This is a genomic window from Rhodoferax sp. GT1R46 (assembly GCF_056521285.1).
Window position 1 is genome coordinate 350,767 of the sequence record NZ_JBWMBC010000002.1, and the last position, 24,135, is coordinate 374,901.

General features: G+C 62.2%; 21 protein-coding genes and 1 riboswitch. Of the genes, 1 reads left to right on the forward strand and 20 read right to left on the reverse strand.

Annotation, left to right across the window (positions count from 1 at the left end; all coding sequences use genetic code 11):
• Window positions 1-5: 5 nt before the first annotated feature.
• From AC097W_RS07120 to alr, 6 genes are all read right to left on the reverse strand, one after another.
• The gene (locus tag AC097W_RS07120) at window positions 6-944 is read right to left on the reverse strand and encodes a branched-chain amino acid transaminase (protein ID WP_479601787.1); all 939 of its coding nucleotides are present in this window, start codon (window positions 942-944) and stop codon (window positions 6-8) included.
• 87 nt (window positions 945-1,031) lie between these two features.
• Window positions 1,032-1,445 (reverse strand): glycerate kinase, encoded by a 414-nt coding sequence (locus AC097W_RS07125; RefSeq protein WP_479601788.1) that lies wholly within the window; start codon window positions 1,443-1,445, stop codon window positions 1,032-1,034.
• 3 nt (window positions 1,446-1,448) lie between these two features.
• The gene (locus AC097W_RS07130; protein WP_479601789.1) at window positions 1,449-3,227 is read right to left on the reverse strand and encodes a methyl-accepting chemotaxis protein; all 1,779 of its coding nucleotides are present in this window, start codon (window positions 3,225-3,227) and stop codon (window positions 1,449-1,451) included.
• Window positions 3,228-3,306: 79 nt separating this feature from the next.
• Window positions 3,307-4,686 carry a DNA repair protein RadA gene (radA, locus tag AC097W_RS07135; RefSeq protein WP_479601790.1) on the reverse strand — a complete coding sequence of 460 codons (1,380 nt, stop codon included), beginning with the start codon at window positions 4,684-4,686 and terminating at the stop codon, window positions 3,307-3,309.
• A gap of 75 nt (window positions 4,687-4,761) precedes the next feature.
• Window positions 4,762-5,970, reverse strand: a complete 1,209-nt coding sequence (locus AC097W_RS07140; RefSeq protein ID WP_479601791.1) for an HD-GYP domain-containing protein — start codon at window positions 5,968-5,970, stop codon at window positions 4,762-4,764.
• A complete protein-coding gene (alr, locus tag AC097W_RS07145; protein WP_479601792.1) occupies window positions 5,967-7,091 on the reverse strand; it encodes an alanine racemase in 1,125 nt (374 codons plus the stop codon). The genes AC097W_RS07140 and alr overlap by 4 nt, the downstream gene beginning before the upstream one ends.
• 127 nt (window positions 7,092-7,218) lie before the next feature.
• Here alr and lplT point away from each other — a divergent pair, with 127 nt between their 5' ends.
• Window positions 7,219-8,502, forward strand: a complete 1,284-nt coding sequence (lplT, locus tag AC097W_RS07150; RefSeq protein ID WP_479601793.1) for a lysophospholipid transporter LplT — start codon at window positions 7,219-7,221, stop codon at window positions 8,500-8,502.
• Window positions 8,503-8,547: 45 nt separating this feature from the next.
• Here lplT and atzF read toward each other — a convergent pair whose 3' ends face one another.
• The 14 genes from atzF to AC097W_RS07220 form a co-directional block, all read right to left on the reverse strand.
• Complete coding sequence (gene atzF / locus AC097W_RS07155) at window positions 8,548-10,374, reverse strand: allophanate hydrolase (protein ID WP_479601794.1); 1,827 nt, start codon at window positions 10,372-10,374, stop codon at window positions 8,548-8,550.
• Window positions 10,375-10,419: 45 nt separating this feature from the next.
• Window positions 10,420-14,043: an urea carboxylase gene (gene uca / locus AC097W_RS07160; protein WP_479601795.1), complete on the reverse strand. Its 3,624-nt coding sequence runs from the start codon at window positions 14,041-14,043 to the stop codon at window positions 10,420-10,422.
• Window positions 14,044-14,119: 76 nt separating this feature from the next.
• On the reverse strand, window positions 14,120-14,770 hold the full coding sequence (locus AC097W_RS07165) for an urea amidolyase associated protein UAAP2 (protein ID WP_479601796.1): 651 nt from the start codon (window positions 14,768-14,770) through the stop codon (window positions 14,120-14,122).
• Window positions 14,771-14,826: 56 nt separating this feature from the next.
• The gene (locus AC097W_RS07170; RefSeq protein ID WP_479602076.1) at window positions 14,827-15,579 is read right to left on the reverse strand and encodes an urea amidolyase associated protein UAAP1; all 753 of its coding nucleotides are present in this window, start codon (window positions 15,577-15,579) and stop codon (window positions 14,827-14,829) included.
• Between the two features lie 74 nt (window positions 15,580-15,653).
• A complete protein-coding gene (locus AC097W_RS07175; protein WP_479601797.1) occupies window positions 15,654-16,490 on the reverse strand; it encodes an ABC transporter ATP-binding protein in 837 nt (278 codons plus the stop codon).
• A 3-nt stretch (window positions 16,491-16,493) separates the two neighbouring features.
• Window positions 16,494-17,312: an ABC transporter permease gene (locus AC097W_RS07180; RefSeq protein ID WP_479601798.1), complete on the reverse strand. Its 819-nt coding sequence runs from the start codon at window positions 17,310-17,312 to the stop codon at window positions 16,494-16,496.
• Between the two features lie 57 nt (window positions 17,313-17,369).
• Window positions 17,370-17,477: riboswitch (guanidine-I (ykkC/yxkD leader) on the reverse strand.
• A 121-nt stretch (window positions 17,478-17,598) separates the two neighbouring features.
• Window positions 17,599-18,351: a hypothetical protein gene (locus AC097W_RS07185; RefSeq protein ID WP_479601799.1), complete on the reverse strand. Its 753-nt coding sequence runs from the start codon at window positions 18,349-18,351 to the stop codon at window positions 17,599-17,601.
• Window positions 18,352-18,356: 5 nt separating this feature from the next.
• Complete coding sequence (locus AC097W_RS07190) at window positions 18,357-19,163, reverse strand: N-acyl homoserine lactonase family protein (protein WP_479601800.1); 807 nt, start codon at window positions 19,161-19,163, stop codon at window positions 18,357-18,359.
• Window positions 19,160-19,840 (reverse strand): cysteine hydrolase family protein, encoded by a 681-nt coding sequence (locus AC097W_RS07195; protein WP_479601801.1) that lies wholly within the window; start codon window positions 19,838-19,840, stop codon window positions 19,160-19,162. Before AC097W_RS07195 ends, AC097W_RS07190 begins: the two co-directional genes overlap by 4 nt.
• Window positions 19,841-19,849: 9 nt before the next feature.
• Window positions 19,850-20,614, reverse strand: a complete 765-nt coding sequence (locus AC097W_RS07200) for a creatininase (protein ID WP_479601802.1) — start codon at window positions 20,612-20,614, stop codon at window positions 19,850-19,852.
• The gene (locus AC097W_RS07205) at window positions 20,611-21,528 is read right to left on the reverse strand and encodes a DMT family transporter (RefSeq protein ID WP_479601803.1); all 918 of its coding nucleotides are present in this window, start codon (window positions 21,526-21,528) and stop codon (window positions 20,611-20,613) included. The genes AC097W_RS07200 and AC097W_RS07205 overlap by 4 nt, the downstream gene beginning before the upstream one ends.
• Before the next feature lie 22 nt (window positions 21,529-21,550).
• Window positions 21,551-22,315 carry an SDR family NAD(P)-dependent oxidoreductase gene (locus AC097W_RS07210; RefSeq protein ID WP_479601804.1) on the reverse strand — a complete coding sequence of 255 codons (765 nt, stop codon included), beginning with the start codon at window positions 22,313-22,315 and terminating at the stop codon, window positions 21,551-21,553.
• A complete protein-coding gene (locus AC097W_RS07215) occupies window positions 22,315-23,103 on the reverse strand; it encodes an SDR family NAD(P)-dependent oxidoreductase (protein ID WP_479601805.1) in 789 nt (262 codons plus the stop codon). Before AC097W_RS07215 ends, AC097W_RS07210 begins: the two co-directional genes overlap by 1 nt.
• Window position 23,104: 1 nt before the next feature.
• Entirely contained in the window at window positions 23,105-24,121 is a 1,017-nt protein-coding gene (locus AC097W_RS07220) for a fatty acid desaturase family protein (protein WP_479601806.1), read from the reverse strand.
• Between the last annotated feature and the right edge of the window lie 14 nt (window positions 24,122-24,135).

Sequence of the window (24,135 nt, forward strand, 5' to 3'; positions counted from 1 at the left end):
GGGTATCAGACTTTGGTGAGCCAATGGGCGTACTTGGGGTTGCGGCCGTTGACGATGTCAAAAAACGCCGCCTGGATTTTTTCGGTAATGGGGCCGCGCGAGCCGCGGCCGATTTCAATGCGGTCGAGTTCGCGAATCGGGGTCACCTCGGCGGCGGTACCGGAGAAAAACGCTTCGTCGGAGATGTAAATCTCATCCCGGGTGATCGGCTTTTCCTTGAGCTCGATGCCCAGATCCTGGCAGATTGCGAAGATGGTGTTGCGCGTGATGCCGTTGAGCGCACCCGCGCTGGAGTCGGGGGTGTAGACCACGCCCTTGCGCACGATGAACAGGTTTTCGCCTGCGCCTTCCGAGGCAAAGCCTTGTGGGTCCAGCAACAAGGCTTCGTCATAGCCCTCGTCGGTGGCTTCCATGTTGGCCAGGATGGAGTTGGTGTAGTTGCTCACCGCCTTGGCGTGGATCATGGTGATGTTGACGTGGTGGCGGGTAAAGCTGCTGGTCTTGACACGAATGCCGCGCTTCATGCCGTCCTCACCCAGGTACGCACCCCAGGTCCAGGCCGCCACCATCAGGTGAATCGAGTTGCCCTTGGGGCTCACGCCCAGCTTCTGCGCGCCGATCCATGTGAGCGGGCGAATGTAGCCGCTCTCCAGATGGTTTTCACGCACCACGGCGATCTGGGCGTCCATCACCTCTTGCGGGGTGAACGGAATTTTCATGCGCAGGATTTTGGCGCTGTTGAACAGCCGCTCGGTGTGCTCTTCCAAGCGAAAAATCGCTGTGCCATTGACCGTGTTGTAGGCGCGCACTCCCTCAAACGCGCCGCAACCGTAGTGCAGCGTGTGGGTCAGCACGTGAATCTTGGCATCGCGCCATTCGACCATCTGGCCGTCCATCCAGATTTTGCCGTCGCGGTCAGCCATTGAGGGAGGTAGGGAGCTCATCGATTGTGTCCTTGGGGTCGTGGTCTTTGAAATACCGATTTTACGGCTGGCAAGGATCGGCTTCTGGGTCAACCAGAACTCTTCGCGTCAGGGACGCAGCAATTCCCACTGGGCGAGCGCGCCCCGGGCGAACATGCAGCGCACCCGCACGTTTCCGCCATCGGTCCATTGGTAGACCTCGGGGTCGCCGTTCGGTGGAGAAACACATTGCCCCAGCGCGCGGGTAAGGGCCAGCACCTGCAACAGGGTCATGCCGCGCTGCAAGCGCGCATGGAGCATGACAGCGCTGGTGACCGAACCCACCGGGCGACCGGCCGTACGCCGCAAGACCAGCAGCATGCGGGTCATGTGCAGCAAAACCCACATCACCAGGCCGCCAGCCGCCAAGGCAACGCCGCCCCAGCCATAAGAGCGATAACCGAGCACCGCCAGCGCGACGGCAACCAGCGCTGCACCGCCCTGCGCAACGACAGGGTTATTGCGAAAATTCAGAAAAGGCACGGGTTAAAACGTTTCCCAATCGTCATCACCCTTGCTGCCGCTCGCCTTGGTCGACGCGTGGTTGAGGGCAGGTGTAGCCACCTTGGCATGCAGAACCGGCGCCATCGGGTGTGCAAGGGCTGGTTTGCGTGCGGGTGCTGGCATCGCCTTGGGACGTGCAGGGGAAGCCACTGGGCGGGGAGCTACACGGGGAGCGGCCCGCTTCGCCGCAGGCTTCGGTGCCCGCACGGCACTGGAACCGTCGAGCTTGAAGGCAGCCACCACGCCGGCAAGACGGTGCGCCTGATCTTTCATGCTGGTTGCGGCGGCGGCGGACTGCTCCACCAAGGCGGCGTTCTGTTGCGTCATCTGGTCCAACTGGCTGACTGCCGCGTTGACTTGCGCGATGCCGTCAGCCTGTTCGGACGCAGCCGCCGTGATTTCGCCCATGATGTCCGTGACCCGCTGCACCGAACTGACGATTTCCGTCATGGTCTGCCCCGCTTGCGCTACGAGTACAGATCCGCCTTCCACCTTTTCGACGCTGCTGTTGATCAGCAACTTGATTTCCTTGGCCGCATCCGCCGATCGGCCCGCCAGACTGCGCACTTCGCTGGCGACCACCGCAAAGCCCCGGCCTTGCTCTCCGGCGCGCGCCGCTTCCACGGCCGCGTTCAGCGCCAGGATGTTGGTCTGAAAGGCAATGCCATCAATGACGCTGATGATGTCGGAAATCTTGCGTGAGCTGACGTTGATGTCGTTCATGGTGGACACCACCTGGCTCACCACCGTGCCACCCCGCTGCGCCACCTGCGCAGCCGAAGCGGCCAACTGGTTGGCTTGCCTTGCGGAATCCGCGGATTGTTTGACGTTGGAGGTGAGCTCCTGCATGCTGGATGCGGTCTCTTCCAGGTTGGCCGCAGTTTGTTCGGTGCGCGCCGACAGGTCGTTATTGCCTGCCGCGATTTCCTCACTCACGTCCGCAATGCTTTCCGTACCCTGGCGCACATCGGCGACCAGATGCACCAGCTGATCCCGCATGTGGGCGATCGCGCGCATCATGTCACCAAACTCGTCACCCCGACTCACCTCCACCTTGACGCTGAGGTCACCACTGGCAATGGTTTCAGCCACGGTGATGGCGTCACGCAAAGGCTGTCGAATCTGCTTGATGAGAACCCAGTTGCCCAGCACCAGCAGGAGAAGCAGCGCCAGGACCAACCCACGGGTCAACCAGTTATTGACAACGCGCTCCGCCTGGAATTCGTCGGTCATGCGCGCGTTGGCACCCTTCTGCAAATCACTGAATTCCTGCAGGGAACTCACGTACTTGTCCACCATAGGCTGCAAGTTGGACTTGAGCTCAGCTGCCGCTGCAGCCTGGTCGCCGGCACCCTTGAGTTCGCGTACCTTGGCCAACGACACCAGCGCCAGCCGCCGCTCCTCGGCGATACGGTCAAACAGCGTTTTTTCGGGTGCATTCAGCCCAATGGCTTCAACCTGCTTCTGGATCTCGGTAATCCGCGCACTGGTAGCAGGTATCTGCGCCTTGAACAACTCATCGACAGCGGGGTCCGGGGTCGCCGCGCTGGCAATGATTCGCGTCAGCTGGGTTTCCACCAAACCTGACCATTGAAGGGACAAATTGGTCTTTTTGCTCTGGGTCTCAAAAGCCAAGTCGGCGCGTGATTGCACCGCACTGCTTCTCTGAGTGGCAAACACCAGGGTAAAGACCAGCAGCGCCATGACAACGCCAATAAAGAGCCACAGCTTGGCCCCCAACGAAAGATTTGTGCTTTTCATAATATTCAATGCCAGATGGAGATGCATATTGAAGCATACGCAGGTCAGCGCCGAGGCGCAAGCACAAGCCGGCCGGGACTTATCCCAGCCCGCGCACTACTTCCATGGCCTGCTCCACCCGCTCCACCGCGTGAATGGTCAAGCCCTCGATGGGCTTCTTCGGCACATTGGCTTTGGGCACCACGGCCACACTGAACCCGAGTTTGGCCGCTTCTCTGAGCCGCTCCTGCCCGCGCGGCGCGGGGCGCACCTCGCCCGCCAGACCCACTTCTCCGAAGGCAAAAAAACCCTTGGGCAGGGCCTTGCCGCGCAAGCTGGACGTAATGGCCAGCAGCACAGCCAGGTCTGCTGCGGGTTCGCTGATGCGCACACCGCCGACCGCATTGACAAACACATCCTGGTCCATGCAGGCCACCCCGGCGTGGCGGTGCAGCACAGCCAGCAACATAGCCAGCCGATCCTTGTCCAAGCCCACCGAGAGGCGTCTGGGAGAAGGTCCGCCACTGTCGACCAGCGCCTGTATCTCCACCAGCAGTGGGCGCGTGCCCTCCAGCGTAACCATGACGCAGCTTCCAGGCACCGGTTCGCTGTGCTGGCTCAGAAAAATAGCACTGGGGTTGGAGACGCCCTTGAGCCCTTTCTCCGTCATGGCAAACACGCCAATCTCGTTGACTGCGCCAAAACGGTTCTTGATGGCGCGCACCAGGCGAAAACTGCTGTGGGTGTCGCCTTCAAAGTACAGCACGGTGTCGACCATGTGCTCCAGCACCCGTGGCCCGGCCAGCGCACCCTCCTTGGTCACATGCCCCACGAGCACGATGGCGGTTCCACTGGACTTGGCGCAGCGGGTCAGGTGCGCCGCGCATTCGCGGACCTGCGCTACGGAGCCGGGAGCGGAGGTGAGTTGGTCGGAATACACGGTTTGAATGGAATCAATCACCGCCACATCGGGTTGCAGCGTCTCGATCGTGGCGAGTATTTTGTCCAGTTGAATTTCTGCCAGCACCTTGACTTGCGAGGCGTCCAAACCCAATCTGCGCGAGCGAAGGGCCACCTGCGCGCCGCTCTCTTCTCCTGTCACATACAGGGTGGACTGGCCGCTGCGCTGCAGGGAATCCAGCGCCTGCAGCAGCAGCGTGGATTTGCCGATTCCGGGGTCGCCGCCAATGAGGACCACCGCGCCTTCGACCATGCCACCACCCAGGACCCGGTCCAGTTCATCCTGGCCGGTGGGCGTGCGCTGCACATCCGTGGCATCAATATCCGCCAGCGTGGTCACTTCAGCCGTTTTGGCGAGCGACTGAAACTGGGAGGTATAGCGGTTTTTGGTGGGTGTAGCCGTCTCGGCAACCGATTCCACCAAGGTATTCCAGGCACCGCAACTGGGGCACTTGCCCAGCCATTTGGGTGTAATGCCGCCGCACTCGTTGCAGGTGTAGATCGTCTTTTCTTTGGCCATAGCCTGATATTACTGTATAAAAATACAGATCAATCCAGAAAACCCGGCAACACAGGCGGCAGGACGTTCGCCCAATTACCGAGGGATTCGGTCTCGGGCCCGGCGAACCTTGTCGGCATTCACCACTACCCGCACCGCCTCAAAATTGAGGGGCGCCTGAATCGCGTAGGCGGCACCGGAGGTGTTCTTCGCCGTATAGCTCACGATGGGCATACCCACCTTGTCCACAATGCTCACCACCCAGGGGGTGTTGGCGCGCTCACCGCGCTGCACTGACACCGCAGTCTCGCCATTGACCAGCATGACGTAGCTCCCCGGCGGGTAAAAGCCCGCCGCCTGCGCCATGGCCGATCCCACACCCACGGCATCGCCCGATGCGCCCATGACCATGGATTTGACGGCTTTCACAGGCGAAAGCGACGCACGGGATTTGCGGGCGGCCATTTTGGCCACAAAACTGTCCGCCATGGCCAGAATACGCCGGGATGCCAACGTCCGTGGAGCGGCCTCAGGGGAGTCGGGGTCATGGTGCCACCGCACGATGTCGATCTGGTCGGCGTCATCAACGTCAAATCCACTCAGAATTTCCGCGCTCTTTTGCGGATGTTCCTGTATCAGCGTGCGCTGCCAATCGGTCGGGTCTGCACTTTGGCGGGTCAGGCTGTCCTGGTCTCTCGCCATGCCAATGTTCATGGTCAGGGCCGCATTCATGAGGGACTGCCGCTGCAAACTGTCAATCCCGACCTTTTGGGCTGTCAGCTCGCACACCACCGAACACAATAAGGCGTGCGTGGCGCAATAGCCCAGCGCGTTGTCTGCCAGTGCCTGGAACAGACAGAACAAACTGTCATCAGGATCTTTACGCAACAGTTCCAGGGCTTTCTTCTCGATGTTGGCAAGCCGCTGCAAGGGACTGATGGCGAGACCGCCCTGGTACAGAATGCCCCGGAGCATTTCCTGCAGGTCAAGCCAGCCCCCGCTGAGTTGCTCGGCGGTGACGTAGTCGCGTTGCAGTATGGCGCTGGGCATCGGAGCGCGCGCAATGGTTTGCAAATCTACCCCGTCGCGCAGCATGGCATGCACCATGCGTTCATAGGCACGCTGCCAGGCCTGCGCGTCTTCCGGGGTTGAGGATGCATTGTGGGAATGCAGCCGTTCCCGGTGCTGCTCAGACACCACGGCCTGGCCACGGCGCAACAGCAATTGCCCCGTCGGACTCCACACATTGACCGGCAGTGGCTTGCCCACTTCCAGCATGGCGACCGGGATCGGGTGGTACTTCACGCTGACACCTCCACAGGCACACGGGTCGCCAGGGCGCACATCAGCTCATAGCCCACGGTCTGGGCACTGGCCGCTACTTCATCAATAGACAGGACTGCACCATTGGCTGCGATGCCCCACAGCGTAACGTCACTGCCGGGACCGGCCAATGGAACGGGCCCCAGGTCCACCGCCAACATGTCCATGCTGACGCGCCCAAGCGTACGTGTCCGGACGCCGTCCACCAGTATGGGCGTGCCCGTGGGGCAAATGCGGGGGTACCCGTCGGCATAGCCGCAGGCCACCACACCAATGCGCATCGGCTCCTGCGCCACAAATGATGATCCATATCCGACACTAGCCCCCGTATTGATTGCCTGGACTGCTATGATTTTTGTAGCAAGCGTCATGGCGGGCTGCAGCCCCCAGTGTGCCGCCGTGTGCTCGGGGAAATCCGGTGCGCTGCCGTAGATGGCAATACCCGGGCGAACCCAGTCCGACACCACCAGGGCCTCGGGGTGCTGCGCGGCCAGCGTCGGGTCGACCGGGAACCGCAACGTGGCCGCACTGTTGCTCAGGGTCCGCTCACCCGGCAGATCACGGGTCACCGCCGCAAAGACCGCCATTTGCGCCGCCACCCCTTTGGGGCCATCGGCATCGCTGAAGTGGGTCATCAGCGAGATTTCGTCCACTTGTGGCAACGCATTGAGCCGGGCCCAGGCGGACCGGTAACGGTCCGGGGCGAAGCCCAGACGGTTCATGCCCGAATTCATCTTCAGGAATATGCGGTGCGGCACATTGGTCTTGTGCGCGGCCAGCATGTCGATCTGGGCATCGCAGTGCACGGTGTGCCACAGGTCCAGACGGGAACACAGTTCCAGGTCACGCAACTCAAACGCGCCTTCGAGCAACAAAATGGGCCCGCGCCAGCCCAGGTCGCGCACCCGCTGCGCCTCCGCCAGATCCAGCAGCGCAAAGCCATCGGCGCCCCGCAGGCCTTCAAAAACCCGCTCGATTCCGTGCCCATAGGCGTTGGCCTTGACTACTGCCCAGACCCGGGCATCCGGCGCAGCACGGCGGGCAAGCTCCAGATTGTTGCGAAAGGCCTGGGTATGGATGGTGGCGAGTATGGGACGGGGCATGGCGGTATGTGGGATCAATGGGCTGGACGGATTTTGACACTGCCCGGCATGCTATAACCGCAGCACGTTTGGAGACACCCCACAATATTCGACGCATTAGCCACACTAGTGCGCGCACCCCTCACGAATGAAACGCGGTTTTTACACCATCATGTCAGCGCAGTTTTTTAGCTCGCTGGCAGACAACGCCCTGTTTGTGGGGGCTGTTCAATTGCTGCGAACCAGTGGCGCCCCTGAATGGCAGCAGGCAGCGCTGGTGCCTATGTTCGCCTTGTTCTATGTGGTGCTTGCGCCGTTTGTCGGGGCATTTGCCGACGCCATGCCCAAAGGCAAAGTCATGCTGTTCAGCAATGGCATCAAGGTGGTAGGCTGCCTGATGATGCTGTTTGGCACTCACCCGCTCATGTCGTACGCCATTGTGGGCTTGGGGGCCGCGGCGTACTCGCCGGCAAAATACGGCATCCTCACCGAGCTGCTGCCCTCTTCCCAGTTGGTCAAGGCCAATGGCTGGATTGAGGGCCTCACCATCGCATCCATCATCCTGGGTGTGTTGCTGGGCGGGCAATTGGTGAGCCACGCAGTGTCAGCACGGCTTTTGTCGATCGACTTTCCATTTTTTACGACCAGCATTGACACCCCCCCAGAGGCGGCCATCAGTGTGCTGATTTTTGTGTACATCCTGGCAGCCTGGTTCAACACCCGCATTCCAGCAACCGGCGTGCCCATGCGCCCGCTGCCCAAACACCTGATCACCTTGCTGCCTGACTTCTGGCACTGCAACCTGCGGCTGTGGCGCGACCGCCTGGGTCAAATCTCTCTGGCCACGACGACGCTGTTTTGGGGCGTCAGCGGCAATCTGCGCTACATCGTGCTGGCCTGGGCGGCAGCAGCCTTGGGCTACAGCGTCACACAGGCCTCCGCCTTGGTGGGGGTGGTTGCCATTGGCACGGCCGTTGGGGCAGTTGCTGCATCCATGCGCATGCGGCTGGACCAGGCCACCAACGTGATGCCACTGGGCATTGCCATGGGCGTGCTGGTGATCCTGCTGAACTTCATTACCAACGTGTGGGTTGCAGCGCCGTTTCTCGTGCTGCTGGGCGGTTTGGGCGGTTTCCTGGTGGTGCCCATGAATGCGCTGCTTCAACACCGGGGCCACAATCTGATGGGCGCAGGACGCTCCATTGCAGTTCAGAATTTCAATGAGCAGGCATGCATCCTGGGCTTGGGTGGCTTCTATGCCCTGTCCACTGGCATGGGCCTGTCAGCCTTTGGCGCCATCACGGTCTTTGGCGTGGTGGTCGCCGGGTTCATGTGGGTCATCAAACGCTGGCACGCGCGCAATTGCGTCGACCATGCCGTAGAAGTGAATCACTTGCTGGACATTGCCCGCAGCGACAACCTGCACGGTTAAGACAGCGTTTGCGGATGCCGGCCCCCGCTGAGGCCGGGCATCCACTCAGGCAAGGCTGCGCAAATAGCTGCGCCATCCACCAAAGTGGCTGATGTCCTGCGCGTCGGCTGTTGCATAGACTTCACAAACAAAGCCCTGCACCTGGGTGCCGTCTTCCAGTGCAACCATGCCAATGCCCAGGGGCGCGGGTATGCCCGCTACAAACGAGCCGAACTCCCGGCCTGGCAACTCCCAAACCTCCAGTTCGATAGCGGTACCGCCGCCGTCCACCCGCACCATACCGGGCCGCTTGGGTGGCCCGCCGGGCAATGCGAACAATTTGTAGCACGGCGCACTGCGCACTGCACGCACCAGCCGGGCACCGCGCTGGGTCAACTGGCCATTCAGCGGAAGTCCGCTCAAGTGCGCGCCACACACCGCCACCTGCACCAGACCCGAGGGGAATGGCGTGGCATCCGGCGTGGCGCTGGGCAACCGGTGCGGCGCGTGCGATGTAGCACCCACTGTCGGCACGGTGACGGCATGCAGACGCGCGGCCAGCGACAGCAAGGGCAGATCCTGACCCGCACGCGCCACCAGTGTCACACCCCAGGGCATGTGGTCCATGGCTGCGGTCATCAAGCCCGTGGGCACGGCAATGGCGGACAGGTCCAGCAAATTCACATGGTTGGTGTAGTGGCCCAGATTGGAGTTGAGGCGAATCGGATCGGCCTCTACGGCCTCAATGGTGTAGACCGTGCTGGCAGTGGGGGTGACCATGCAATCGATAGTGTCCCAGACCGTGCGCGTTTGTCGCTCCAGGTCCTTGAGCCGGTACAAAGCGGCAAAGGTGTCAGGCGCTGAGATATGAATGCCTTTTTCGGTGATGGCGCGGGTAACCGGGTGCAGTGCTTCTGGCTTGGCCTCAATAAAGGCCCGAATAGCCTGGTAACGCTCGGCCACCCAGGGACCTTCGTAGAGCAGGGTCGCCACCGCGCGGAATGGCGTGAGGTCGACCTCCACAGGTGTCCCGCCCAGCGCGCACAAGTGCGCAACGGCCTGCGCAAACTGGGCCGGACCCTCGGAGTTGCCATGGAACTCCAGATCCACCTCGCGCGGAACACCAAACCGGAACGCACCTGCTGCGCCAAAGTTAGTCCCATGCGGCGCCAGGTTGCGCGAATACGCATCCTGCGGGTCTTCTCCCTGCGCAGCTGCCAGCACGGCGGCCGCATCGCCTGCAGTCAAGGCAAACACCGACACCGCATCCAGCGTACGACAAGCCGGCACCACCCCGGGTGTAGGGATACGACCGCAGGTGGGCTTCAGGCCCACCAGATTGTTGAACATCGCGGGCACGCGGCCTGAACCTGCGGTGTCGGTGCCCAGTGAAAAACTCGCCAACCCCAAGGCTACCGAGACGGCCGAGCCGGCCGAAGATCCGCCCGACACATATTTGGGGTTGATGCTGTTGCGGCATGCGCCATAAGGCGAGCGCACGCCGACCAGGCCGGTGGCAAACTGGTCCAGGTTGGTCTTGCCCACCGGAATGGCGCCAGCGGCTATCAAGCGCTGCACCACGGTGGCACTGACCTCCGGCGTGTAGGCAAACTCCGGACACGCCGCGGTGGTGGGAATACCCGCCAGATCAATGTTGTCCTTGATTGCAAACGGAATGCCATACAGCGGCAGCGTCGCCGGGTCGCGCCCTTCCAATGCAGCGGCATAGACGCGCATCTCGTTGAGCGACAGGCGCCGGATCCAAATATGGCGATCCAGTGCGGCATCTTCCCGCTGCATCTCTGCATCAAGAAGCGCTACCAGTTGCACAGGTGTCAGGCTGCCATCCAGGTAACGGGCCCGCAGGGCGGGAATGGAAAGATCAAGTCGCATCGTCATCTCCTGGTTCAAAGTAGGTTTGCGTGGAATTCACGGGGTTTAGCGCATCAATACCAACGGCTGCCCGGCAGTCACCGACTGGCCTTCGACACAGAGCAACTGTTCTATGCGGCCATCGCAGTGGGCGTGCACCGTAATTTCCATCTTCATGGATTCAATGACCAACAGTGCCTGCCCGGCCTTCACCTCGGCGCCCACGGCCACCTGCACAGCCCATACGCCGCCCGACACCTGCGACGCAATGACCTCGCCGTCAAACGCCTGGGCCGCCGCGTTGCGGGCCACGGCATCGTCGTCGGTGCCGACATCGGGCGCCTCCGAGACACCGGCAATACGCCAGCGTTCGCGCTCTGCCTCAAAGGCCGCCTGCTGACCCTGCTTGAAACTCTGGATGGAAGCCGCGTTGTCATCGAGAAAGCGCTGGTAATCCGACAGGCGGAATACGCCCTCTTCGATGCGCAAGGACGCGCGCCCGGCAATGAAGTCCTTGCGGTACGCCAGCAACTCCTCTGCCCCCATGGGGTAGAAGCGAATCTGGTCAAAAAATTGCAGCAGCCACGGCTTGCCCTTTGTGAATTCACGGGTCTCACGCCAGCGGTTCCACATCTGCGCGGTGCGGCCGACAAACTGGTAGCCGCCCGGGCCTTCCATGCCGTACACACAGAGGTAGGCGCCACCAATGCCCACTGCGTTTTCAGGGGTCCAGGTGCGTGCCGGGTTGTATTTGGTGGTAACCAGCCGGTGGCGCGGATCCAGCGGTGTGGCAACGGGAGCCCCCAGGTACACGTCGCCCAATCCGAGCACCATGTAGCTGGCGTCAAACACGATGTCATACACCGCCTGGATATCGGGCAGGCCGTTGATTCGGCGTATGAACTCAATGTTGCTGGGGCACCAGGGGGCATCGGCGCTAACCGATTGCATGTACTTCTCAATCGCCAGCTTGGTGGCGGGGTCGTCCCACGAAAGTGGCAACCACACGGTGCGACTGGGCACTTCAATATCCTGCGCCGCGCTCAGCCCGGCTTGCGCCTGCAGCAAGCTGTCCATCAGGTGGGGCAAGGGCAGCGTCATGGGGTCATAGTGCACTTGCAGCGAGCGGATGCCGGGCGCTAAATCAATCACACCCGCCAAGTGGCCTTCATCGCGCAGGGCCTGCACACGCACCATCAGGGCGTGCACCAGAAAGCGCAGGGTCAGATCCAGCTGGAGCTCGCCAAATTCAATCAATACGTAGGCATCACCCGCGCGGCGGAACACGACCTCGACCCCCTCGCCCCCTGCGGCCACCCGGTGCAGTACCGGGCCGTCCTGCGGCTGGCTCGTAGCAACCCCGAGAGCCGATGGAATGGCTTCAACGCGCACCGGAACCGCCAGCGCTGCCTGCTGGGTCTTCGCCATGGCCACCGCCTCATCGTGACGCAGTGGAACAAACCGCACGGTGTTACCTGGCGAGAGTTGGCCGAGCTTCCATAACTCGGCCTGCACCACGGTGGCCGGGCAGACAAAGCCGCCCAGACTGGGACCATCCGGCCCCAGAATCACCGGCATGTCACCCGTGAAGTCAATCGCGCCAATGGCATAGGCGTTGTCGTGGATGTTGGAGGGGTGCAGACCCGCCTCGCCTCCATCGCGCCGGGCCCACGTCGGCTTGGGGCCAATGAGTCGCACGCCGGTGCGGCTGGAGTTGTAGTGCACCTGCCAGTCCGTCGCAAAAAACATCTCGATATCGGAGGGCGTAAAGAAATCGGGCGCAGCGTGCGGCCCGATGAGGACGCCAATATCCCAGTGACTCTGGTAGGTGGGCACCAGACCGGCCGCAGTCGGAGCCTCCATGACCGGCAGGTCCATCGCCTGACCCACATGCAGTACATCGCCCGCGCGCAGTACACGCCCGCCATGGCCGCCAAACTGACCCAGGGTGAAGGTCGATGCGCTGCCGAGATAGCTGGGCACATCCACCCCGCCGGCAACGGCCAGGTAAGAGCGGCAGCCCGCGCCCGTGACGCGGCCTATGCGGAGCATCTGACCGGACTGAACGGTGAATGCGCTTGCCAGGGGAACGGGGGCGCCATCGAGCGTCAGCTCCATCGGCGCACCGGCAACGGCCAGTGTCATCGCACTACGAAAACTCAGGGTGGGCCCAGCCACCGTGATCTCGAGCGCGGCATCGCCCTCGCGGTTACCCACCAGCCGGTTGGCCAGGCGCAGCGCCAGACTGTCCATAGGGCCCGACGGCGGAACGCCCACCGCCCAGTAGCCCAATCGTCCCGGCCAGTCTTGTACCGAGGTTTGCACGCCGGGGCTGAGCACGTCAATGGCATGGCTGGGCGCGACGAAGGTCGACAAGCTGCGCGTGGTGTGCTGCCCTTGCACAAAGGGTGCAAAGTGCATCACGGAGCGCAGGTAATCGAGGTTGGACTCCAAACCGGCGATGCGCGTGTCCACCAGGGCTTGCTCCAGCTTCAGAAAGGCCTGCTCACGGTCGTCACCATGCGCAATCAGCTTGGCCAGCATGGGGTCGTAATGCGCGGTGACTTCGGTACCCCGTTCAATCCAGGTGTCCACCCGCAGGTTGGACGGGAAATGCACGTCCGTCAGCAAACCAGTGGATGGCTGAAAGTTCTTGGCCGGATCTTCGGCATACAAACGGGCCTGCACCGCGTGGCCGCGTGACACGATTGTCAAAGTGTCCAGCGGCGGCATATCGCCCGCGGCGAGCCGCACCATCCATTCCACCAGATCCACGCCGGTAACCGCCTCGGTCACGCCGTGCTCCACCTGCAGCCGGGCATTTACTTCCAGAAAGTAGAACTCCTGCGTCGCCGCATCCACCACGAACTCTACGGTGCCCGCCGAGCGGTAGGCCGCCTTGCTGGCAAGCGTGCGGGCCGTGTTCAGCAGCGCTTGGCGAACCTCTTCACGCAGATGGGGTGCGGGTGTTTCCTCCACCACCTTCTGGTTGCGCCGCTGCAGCGAGCAATCGCGCTCACCCAGCGCCAGCACCTGGCCGGCGCCGTCGCCAAAAATCTGCACCTCGATATGGCGGGCATCGGTGATGTAGCGCTCCAGGAAAACACCCGCATCGGAGAAGTTGGACTGCGCCAGGCGGCGCACGGAATCGAAGGCCGCGCTGAGATCATCCGGATGGCAGCACATCTGCATGCCAATCCCGCCCCCGCCTGCACTGCTCTTGAGCATCACGGGGTAGCCGATGATTTCTGCCTGCAGCAGCGCGGTATCGAGGTCCGCCAGCAAGCCGGTGCCGGGCAACAGCGGTACACCGGCCTCCATTGCCAATGCCCGCGCCGTGTGCTTCAGGCCGAAGACCCGCATTTGCTGGGGTGTCGGCCCGATAAAGGCCAGTCCGGCAGCCTCGCATGCCTCCACAAACTGCGCGTTTTCCGAGAGAAAGCCATAGCCAGGATGAATAGCCTGTGCTCCGGTAGCCAACGCCGCCTCAATGATGCGGTGCATGGCGAGGTAGCTGCCCGCTACGGCCGCCGTACCTACGCAAACCGCCTCATCCGCCATGGCGACGTGGGCCGACTCGGCATCGGCATCCGAATAGATGGCGACCGCCCCGACACCCATCTGGCGCAGGGTGCGGATGATGCGGCAGGCAATCGCACCGCGGTTGGCAACAAGTACTTTTTTGAACATGGTCAGCTCAGTGCAAAGAGCAGGTCGTCCTGCCGTTCAAGAAATAAGCGCCGGCCGTCCGGCACTTCGGGCCCTTTCAGGCCGGGTCCCAGACCAGGCAGCGCACCGGCGTCGGGTTGTAGGCGTTGCACGGGTTGTTGAGTTGCGGGCAGTTGGAGATCAGCACGATCACATCCATCTCCGCGCGCATCTCGACGTACTTTCCCGGGGCCGAGATACCGTCTTCGAACGTCAGGCCGCCTTGCGGTGTGACCGGAACATTCATGAAGAAATTGATGTTGGATGCGATGTCGCGTTTATGAAGGCCATACGGGTTGTGGGCAATGGCCGCCATGAAGTTGTCGCGGCAACTGTGCATGGTGCGCTTCTCCAGCGCATACCGTACGGTATTGCTTTCGCAGGAGCAGGCACCGCCCAGCGTATCGTGACGCCCGCAGGTATCGGCCACGACGGTCAGCATGGGCTTGCCTTCGCTCGACATCAGCGTGGTTCCCAAACCCAGATACAAAGCGCCTTGCGCCTGAATGGTGTGCGTCAGGCTGTAATGCTCTTCGGGATCGTGGGCATTGAAAAATAGCGTGTCGACAGCCTGGTTTCCTTCCAGATCGACGATGCGGAAAATCTGTCCTTTGGACAGGCGCTGCATCCAAGGCTCACCGGCTGGAACGATGGCGTCCACGGTGGCGTGCGCCGGGTCAAGCGCGCTGGTCTGGGTAATGGCAGACATGGTGAATTCCTTGGGTAATGGAGTCGAAAGAATCAAACGTGGATTGGCGCGCCGGTTTACAAAAACCAGCGTTCGGTGTTGATGAAGCCACGGTCGTTTTCGGGGCAGGACAGGCGACATACATCGCTGGCACCGGCGGTGCCCGAGCGCCAGGCGGTCAGGATCACCGACCCAGGGGCATAGAGAGGCGCAGGGTCCAGCGGATGGGGTGCTGCGGACAGCACCACCAGCACATTCATCTCGAAACGCAGGTCCACATGGTGGCCGGGCTGGCGGTGGCTGGTGTCGAACTGCAGCTTTCCTTCTGCATCGGCCGTGACCTTGCTGAAAAAGTTGACGTTGGCACCGACATCGCGGCGGCCCAGACCCCATTTGTTGAGTTCCACCAACAAGCCATCCTGAGCGCTTCGGAACATGCCGTTGCGGTGCTCCTGGTAGCGCGCTTCGCCATATTTTTTCCGAACGCCTTCGGCATCGAGCACGCCGGAAAAAGTGTCATGCCAGCCACAGGTATCCTCCGGAATGGAGCACAGCACGCGACCCATGTCGGAGTAGCACACATGGCCCGTAGTGAGGAACGCGGTGTGCTGTGCCTTGAGCGTGTCGGGCATGTTGTAACGCTCGGTCTTTTCTTCCTGATTGAAGAACAGGGCCGCCACATTGGCACTGCCACTCAGGTCGGTCAGTCGCAGGGTGTTTCCGCGGCGCAGGATGCCCGACCAGTGACACCCACCGGGCAAGGCTTCCTCCCACAGCACACGGTCTGGCGCGAAGGTGGACGAAGTCTCGGGCACGGCCGCACGGGCCATTGGAGGTAAATTGGCGAAAGACGTTTGCATGGCGGTATCGCTTAAATGAGTGGATGAAGCAGGTGGCAATCGGCTCAGACCGCTGTGCTCTGCACATTGAGCTTGTCTAACATGTCCAGGTCGGTAGTGATGCCGGTGCTTTCACGAATACGCGCCAGAATCTCGGCGCGCAATTCGCGAAAGGGAGTCGAGTACTTCATGTCCTGGGTGCGCTGGGCAGGCAGGGGCACCGGAAAAATGCTGTGGATGCGGCCCGGACGCGGCTGCATGAGTACCACGCGCTGACCCAGGTACACCGCCTCCTCCACGTCGTGCGTCACAAACACAATGGTGGTTTTCTCGACCCGGTGGATGTGCAGTATCAGGTCGTGCATGACCTCACGCGTCTGCGAGTCCAGCGCGCCAAACGGCTCATCCATCAGCAGAACTGACGGACGGCCCATCAACGCACGGGCAATCGCCACGCGCTGCTGCATGCCGCCCGACAGCTGGTTGGGATAGGCGTTGCGCACCTTGCTCAGGCCGATCAGGTTCAGCAAGGCGTCGGCACGGCCCGAGGCGGCCTCCACATCGGACGAGGTGAGGTTTTCGCGGTTGATCTGGAGCTGCCGGCTGAACTTGATGTTGTCGATCACACTGAGCCAGGGATACAGGCTGTAGTGCTGAAACACCATGGCCCGGTCTGCGCCCGGGCTGTTGATGCTCTTGCCGTCGCACAACACCTCCCCGCTGGTGCGGTACTCCAGCCCCGCCAAAATGCGCAGGAGTGTGGACTTGCCGCAACCGGATGCGCCAACCAGCGTGATGAACTCGTTGTCTTCAATGCTGAGGTTGACGTTGTCGAGTGCAGGCACCGGACTGGCCGCGCGCTCAAACACCTTGCCGACATTTTGGATACTGACTTTGGACATGATTTACCCTCTCGCTTGTGCCCAGGGATAGAGCCGCCGGTGTAACCAGCGAAAGCCCTGATCCATCAACAGACCAATCACCCCGATGAGGATGATTCCGCCAAAAATAGTGTCGGTCTTGAGGTAGCGCTGCGCCTTCAGAATGGCGTAGCCCAGACCGGAGTTGGCAGCCACCAGTTCGGCCACGACCAGGTAGGTCCAGGCCCATCCCATGGTGATGCGCAAGGTATCCAGAATGGCCGGGCGGGCCGACTGCGCCAGCACCAGGCGGATCATCTCGAAGCGGGTGGCACCCATGGTGAGTGCCGCTTCAATCTGCGCCATGGGAACCAGGCGAACGTTTTCCGCCACCATCAGCACCATCTGGAAAAACGTGCCGATGAAAATGATGGAAATCTTGGCGCTTTCTCCAATACCCAGCCACAGCATCACCAACGGAATGAACGCCACGGCCGGCATGTAACGGATGAAATCAGTCAGCGGCTCCAACAGCGCTTCCACCGGGCGGAATGAACCGATCAACAAGCCCAGTGGCAAGGCCAGCACCGCGGACAGTGCAAACCCGGCGGCAACCCGATAGATGCTGATGGCCGCGTCGCCCAGCAAGTCATCCTCGAACAGCCAGGACACCAGGCGGGTGAACACCTTGAGCGGCCCCGGCAAGAAAACGGGATCGACCCAGCCCGACGCGGAGAAAAGCGCCCAACCGGCAAAAGGGAGGAACAAGCCCAGAGCGGCAAACATCCAGTACTGCCGACGGGACAGCTGGCCGGCGATGCGCCAGATGCCCGGTCGTGCGGGCGGCGAGGTGGGGTCTGACATGGGCGGGCTCCAAAAGTAAAAGGACCAAAGCAAGAGAGGACGGCGCAGCGCACCATCTTCTCCCGGGCTTTTGTCCCTCCGTGGAGCCGCATTGAATGCGGCCGACAGCTCTCGGACCAGACAGCGCCATGCAACATGGCACCCGGAACCCTAGCGGTCTAGCAAGTCAAGCGATGTGCGGTGCACGACGCCCTCTCTTGTATGAAACTACGCAAGTTCGGTGCCAGAAAATTCGCGTTAAAGTGCACCAAAGTGGTGTGGTCGCACGTTTTCCGTGCGAATGGGCTCATAGCGTGGCATCCATGCAGGTCCACTCGATGATCTGCCACGCGGTGCCGGAAAAACACCCCTCGGCGATCACCCCCGATTTCCCATCCCGCTGCAGCACACAGGGCAGGCTGCGGCCCTCCCGCTCCGGCAGGGTCGAATGCCCAATCGTCCAGCAACCTGCATCCAGTTTGCCAACCGAGATTTCAAAGTCCAGCAGCTCCTGCGCCATAGCGGGATGGCGGGCGACCACGCTCGCCAACGACAGGCCGGCTTCCAGTCCTTGCGGCCAGGCCACGGTCCGGGGACGCACATGCATCAGGTAGCGCCCGGCCACCAGCACCCGCTCCCGGGTATCACCACCCGTGCTGTCCACGCCGCCCAGCACGATGGTTCGACCCGTAGAGTCCGGCAACCGTTCCCAGACTTCCAGATACGTCGCGTGCACGCCCGTCTCAATGACGCGCTCTGGCGTTTCAAACACCATCACACCCGCGTCGACTTCCGCACGGGGTGGTTGAAAGTCCAACTGGCGATGCCAGGTACACACCTCGCCTGGCGCGTCCTGCGTCACTTCTGTCACACCGCAGAACCCCTGCTGAGATGACAGCATTTCCAAGGTCGGCATGCTGCCATGCCGGGCCGACGCGGGAATGCGCAAATCGGCATGCCAGGCACTGGTCTGCATCCAGCACACAAAGGTGCTTTCATCGCGCAGCGTCGGGGTCTCCAGAAGTTTGCGAACCCAAAGCCCTCGGTAGTGATCCGGCACGGCCGTCATTCGCAAGCCAGCGGAAAAGGTGGCAAGGAGCGATAGAACGCCATGTCATGGTTCGGCCAGATCTGCGCACCGGTCTCCAAAGCCAACGCCTTGAGTTTGCGGATGCTGTCTATTGCCTGCTGCTCGCGCCCCTGCCACAGGGTGCCGGGCGCCACTTCATCGTCCAGGTTCTCCTGCAGGTCCGCAGCGTCGCCCGCCAGCAAAACGGGCGCACCCTTGGGCAATTCGATCAACATGGACATATGACCGACCGTGTGCCCGGGTGTGGCAATCGCCTGCACGCCGGGCAGCAGCGTGTATTCGCCGTGTTGCAGGCGAAACTGCAGGGGCGCACCCGCGTCGTCGATGAGGTCATCGCCGAACACGGCTCCGTCTGCACCGCTGCGCGCGACCTCCATTTCATCCCGCTGCACGTGAATCTCGGCGCCACAACCACAGCGCCGCAACTCCTTGAGGCCGCCCGCATGATCAAAGTGCAGGTGGCCGATAAAGATCACGTCCACATCGGCGGCCGTGAGCCCCAGGCGCGCGAGATGGTGGGGAATGTGTTGCTCTTCGCGCATTTCAGGCGCGCCCAGCGGGAACACGGCCGGATCGTAGTAACGGGCACGCGCCACAGGGTCGCTGATCTTGGCGTGGTCACAGCCCACGTCATACAGAATGCGGCCGTTCGAAGTTTCAAGCAGATAGGCCAGTATCGGCGCCTCAATCTGTTCACCGCGCCCGCGGTTGAACGTGGAGATCGATTTGTCGTAGCGGTGCGTTGCCGTCAACAGCGGCCACAATTTCTTAACCTGGGTCATGCGATGCCTTGGTGGGTAGATGCCGCCCGCAGGGCGGCGAGCAGTTGATCCGTTGTGACCACAGAGCCGAAGATTCCGCCCTCGACACCCAGCATGGCCAGTGCGGGTGCCTGCATCGCCGGGTCACTCGCGGCGGTGGCGTCACCCACCGTCATGCAAGCATACCCGCGGTCCACCGCTTCGCGCAACGTGGAGTGCACGCACACCTCGGTGGTCACGCCGCACAGGATGAGCTGGCGAATTGTGCGGTTGCGCAACACCTGGTCCAGATCGGTCTGGTGAAAGGCGCCATATCCCGGCTTATCGATGACCACTTCACCTGCGACGGGCTGCAATTCATCCATGAAGTCATGGCCATACTCGCCGCGTATCAGCAGGCGCCCCATCGGCCCGGTGCTGCCAATGGCCGCGCCCGCCCTCAGGCTGCGACGCATCTTCTCGGGCGGGCAATCGGAAAGATCAGGTCTATGGCCTTCACGCGTGTGTACCACGGGCATGCCCGCTGCGCGCGCCGCATCCAGCAGACGGCGTATGCAAACGATGGGCTGCGCCAACCGCGCCACATCCAGCCCGGCGCGCGCTGCATAGCCTTGCGGACTGCAAAAATCACGCTGCATGTCAATCACCAGCAGCGCCGTCGTTGTCAGATCCATCGGACCGTCAGGGTGCTCCACCATCGCCCGACCTTAACGAAAGCCGGTTTTGATCGCCTGTGCAATGCGTACAGACACTTCCTGCGCCAACAGGCGACCCTTGTCGGCGTCTGAACCCCTTGCCGAAGACAGCACGCCGGACGGCGGAACCCAGTCCGTGCGTGTGGGGTACAGGTCATAAGGTGGGAAGTCGGCCGGGCCATCGTCGGGAATCAGGTCCAGGCGCACCAGCGAAGGGTGGTAATGCAGCATCATGGAAGTCTCCAGCACCGCTGCGTGCTCCAGCGCAAACCCGGGAAAGCCCTGTGGAAAAACGTCCGCCAGCGTTTCGGGTGTCATGAAGTCCCAGTATTCCAGACGCATGACTTCCAGTTGCGTGCCGGGGCCGGCATCGCGCAAGCCCAGGTCAATGCCTTCAATCAAAAACCACTGGTTTTCATAGTGCCCATTCACGATCACCAGCTTGGTAACACCGTGACGCGCAAACTCGCGCACGGCATCGCGCACCGAGCCAATCAGCGTGGCGGCGTCCACACTGGTAGTGCCGCAAAAATGCTGACCCCCACCGCATTTGGGTTGTGACTTGTAGCCATAGGACAGCGTGGGTGCGACCAGTCCGCCCACACGGGCTGCCGCATCAGCAGCCACCGCAGCCGACAGCAAGCCATCCGTGCCCAACGGCAGGTGCGGACCATGCTGCTCCAGCGCCCCCACGGGCAGCAGGATGGGCGGCTTGTCAGTCGCCATGCGGGCCTGGTAATCCAGCCAGGACAGTTCGTTCATCCATACGGTACTCATGGTGCTTCCTTCATTAAAGTGTTTGAAGACGGCGGTGCGCCCGTGTCCGTTGCCTCGATCAGGGCGGCGCAGGCAATCAGGGCACCGCCTACCCATTCCATGGCGGAGAGTTGACCGCCTCCCCACCAGGTGGCGGTCAACACGGCCACCAGCAGCTCCGCCAGCATGACCACGCCCGCGCGCCCGCTCTCCATGTGGGTGACGCCAAATTGCCAGGTGGCCGTGGCCAGCAGCATCCAGCCAAAGCCGTAGGCCAACACCGCCAGTAAGACCAATAGTGAAACGGCAGGAATGGCAGCACCCTGGCCCAGCGCCCAAGCGGCCGACAGCACGCCACAGCCCAGAAAAACGGCAGCCGTCTTGGAGCGGATCGGAATGGACTGCCCGGCGCGCGCGATGACGTTGTTGCCCGCAAACGCCAGTCCTGCGGAGAGCGCCAACAGGTCGGCAACACTCAGCGCAGTGGCCAATGCCTTGGTGCCGCCCAGCACCAGCCAGAGGCCGGCAACGGCCACCGCCACAGCCGCCTTGCGCCGCGCACCTACCCGCTCGCCCAAAAACAACCAGCCACCCAGAACGGACCACACCGGCGAGAGGTAAAACAGGAACATCACCCGCACCACATCGCCCAGCATCAGGGCGTTGACAAACGAGGTGTTGGCCCACCCACCCACCAGCGCCAGCGCCACCAGCAGACCGGCTTGCGGCCGCCACGCGGCCCGCTCACGCCAGAGCAGTACGGAAAGGGTCAGGCCTACCGGTCCATACACCAACAGGGATAAAACCGGGCCTGCCAGCCCCACGCCCACAAACTGCTTTAAAGGCCACCAGGACAGCCCCCACAAGGACGAGGAAAACAGGAGCACCAACAGAGGCAGTGCAGGTGATCGGACAAGCGTGGGCGATACAGACATGAAAATTTCAATTCGTACCGAGTCAAGGCATCACCGAGCCACCGTTGGGGCCCAGCACTTGCCCGCAATAGAAGCGCGATAAATCAGACGCCAGAAACAACGCCGTGGCCGCAATCTCCTGCGGCTCGGCAACGCGGTGTTGCGGAATATCCAGCTCTTTGGCCATCCATTCGGGGCTCATGGCCTCCAGCGACACCATGGCTGTATTCACCGGCCCCGGTGCAATGGCGTTGACGCGGATCGCTGGCGCAAACTCACGCGCCAGGGACCGTGTGAGACCGAGCACACCGGCTTTGGCCGCGCAATAAGGCGCGTATTGCGCGCGACCCAGCACCGCGAGATCAGATGCGATGTTGATGATCACCCCCGCCTTGCGTGCCACCATGGCCGGCAGGAAGGCGCGTGAGGTCAGAAATACCGATTTCAGATCGGTCGACAGCATCCGGTCCCAATCGTCTTCGGTGGTTTCCAGAAACGGTTTTTCCTGGATGATTCCGGCGTTGTTGACCAGCACATCCACCAGCCCACAGTCCCTCTGAATCTGTTCGGCCATGCGGGCTACATCGACGGCCCGACTCACATCGGCCTCAACAGCCCACGCCCGTGCGCCCAAGGCTTCAATCTCTTGCACCGCCTCACGCGCCTGTCCCTCACGGCCCAGGTGGTTGATGATGACCTTCGCACCCGCCTGTGCAAATGCCAGGGCAATGGCCCGGCCAATGCCGGTACTGGCACCGGTGACCAGGGCGGTGCGTCCGGCCAGCGACAGGGCCCATGCGGCGGCCATCAGCTCATTACCTCGCCGTTACTCACCACGATGGCCTGACCGGTCAGCGGCGCGGCGTCGGCACTGGCCAAAAACAGGTAGATGCCCGTTATGTCCGCTGGCGCCAGCATGCTGGGCAAAGCCTGCTGCGACAGCACCTCGCGCTCAATCTCGGCTTCGCTGCGCCCTTGCTGCTGCGCCATGCTGGCCAGCGAACGCATGGCCGCATCGGTGCGAATCCACCCCGGGCACACGGCATTGACGCGAATGCCGCGCCCAGCCAGTTCAAATGCCAGCGAACGCGTGAGCCCGATCACCGCGTGCTTGCTGGCCACGTAGGCCGAGAAGTCGGCAACACCGGTCTTGCCCCAGATGGAAGACTGGTTGACGATGCTCGAGCCGAACCGCATCAGCGGCAACAACGCACGCGTCAGGCGCACCATGCTGACGACATTGTTGTCGAGCAGGCTGGCCCAACGCGCGGTGGCATCGGGGGCACTGCTGTCCAGCGGCGTCGGGTACTCCGCACCGGCGTTGTTAATCAAACTGTCCACCGAACCCCACTGACTCTGCAAACGGGCGGCCAGTGCGGCCACCTGCGCGTCATCACCCAGGTCACATACAGCCGTGTCCACGTCGGCATGCGATGCCAGTGCATCGGCCACACGTTGCAGCGGTGCGGCATCGCGGTCCAGCAACATCAGGCGTGCGCCCTGCTGCGCGAACGCGTGCGCCAGCGCACTGCCAATGCCGCCGCCCGCGCCGGTGATCACCACGGTTTTGCCGTGCAAGGCGTAGCTGGATTTCAACTTACACCGCCGTGAGAAACGACACACCCACGGCGCCGACAAAGCCATCGGCGCGCCCGTTCACGCCTGCAGGCTGAACCACACCGTAGTCACCGGACAGCACGCGTTTGACCCGGTTGATGTGAAAGCTGTGCAGCAACTCGCGCACCGTGATCACCTGCGCACAGGCTGCAGGGTAGAGCTCGCGATGGAAGGCCGGCAAACGATGCCACGGCGCCGTAGGCCGCTCATGGTGCGCATTGTGGTAACCAAAATTAAGCAGGATCAGGTTAAGCACCGTGCTGCCGAGGCTGAATATGTCGCTGTAGGTATTGGCTTGCTCATAGGCGCGGTCGCGCACTTTGTCTGCGGGAATCGGTGTTTCGTCCAGGATCGGATACGCATCGTAGGTGTGCTGGAAGCAATCTGCAAAACGCAAGGCGGTGACAAAAACCAGGTAGGCACCAAAGTACAACAGCAGCGCCTTGGGTGACCACCAGCCCAGTGCCGCCCACGCCGTCAGGCGAACCGCGGCAATGCCCAGCACCCGGCCCCTGGCAGCGCTCTTTCGGTCATCGCGAAATGGCAGCACCACCACAAAGGCACGCATCAGAAATTCCACAACGGGAATGTAGGCCCACTCCAGCGCCAGCACCGTGTTGCGCACCCAGGCCGGTGCGGCCAGCAGGTAGGCGCGCACATCAAACGTGATCACATCTGCGCGTTCCACATGGTGGCGCATGTGCTTGCGCCGCAAGTCCGCGAATCGGGCATAACAGCTGCCATTGATCCAGCTCATCAGCGTTCCCCAGCGCTCATTGGCCGCTGGGGTCTTGAAGATCGCGTAGTGCGCAAACTCATGGATGAAGTAAGCCGACCAGATCAGGGTCTGCGCCACCATCACAAAGCCCAACGCATTCAGGGCCCCGTGCGACGCACCGAGCAGGGCCACACCGCCCGCGTAGCCGAGCACTGTAAAACCGATGTCCGCCACGTTGGGCCACATACCGTCGGGGTAACGAAAGATTTGCGCCATCATGCGGCCCTCGAATG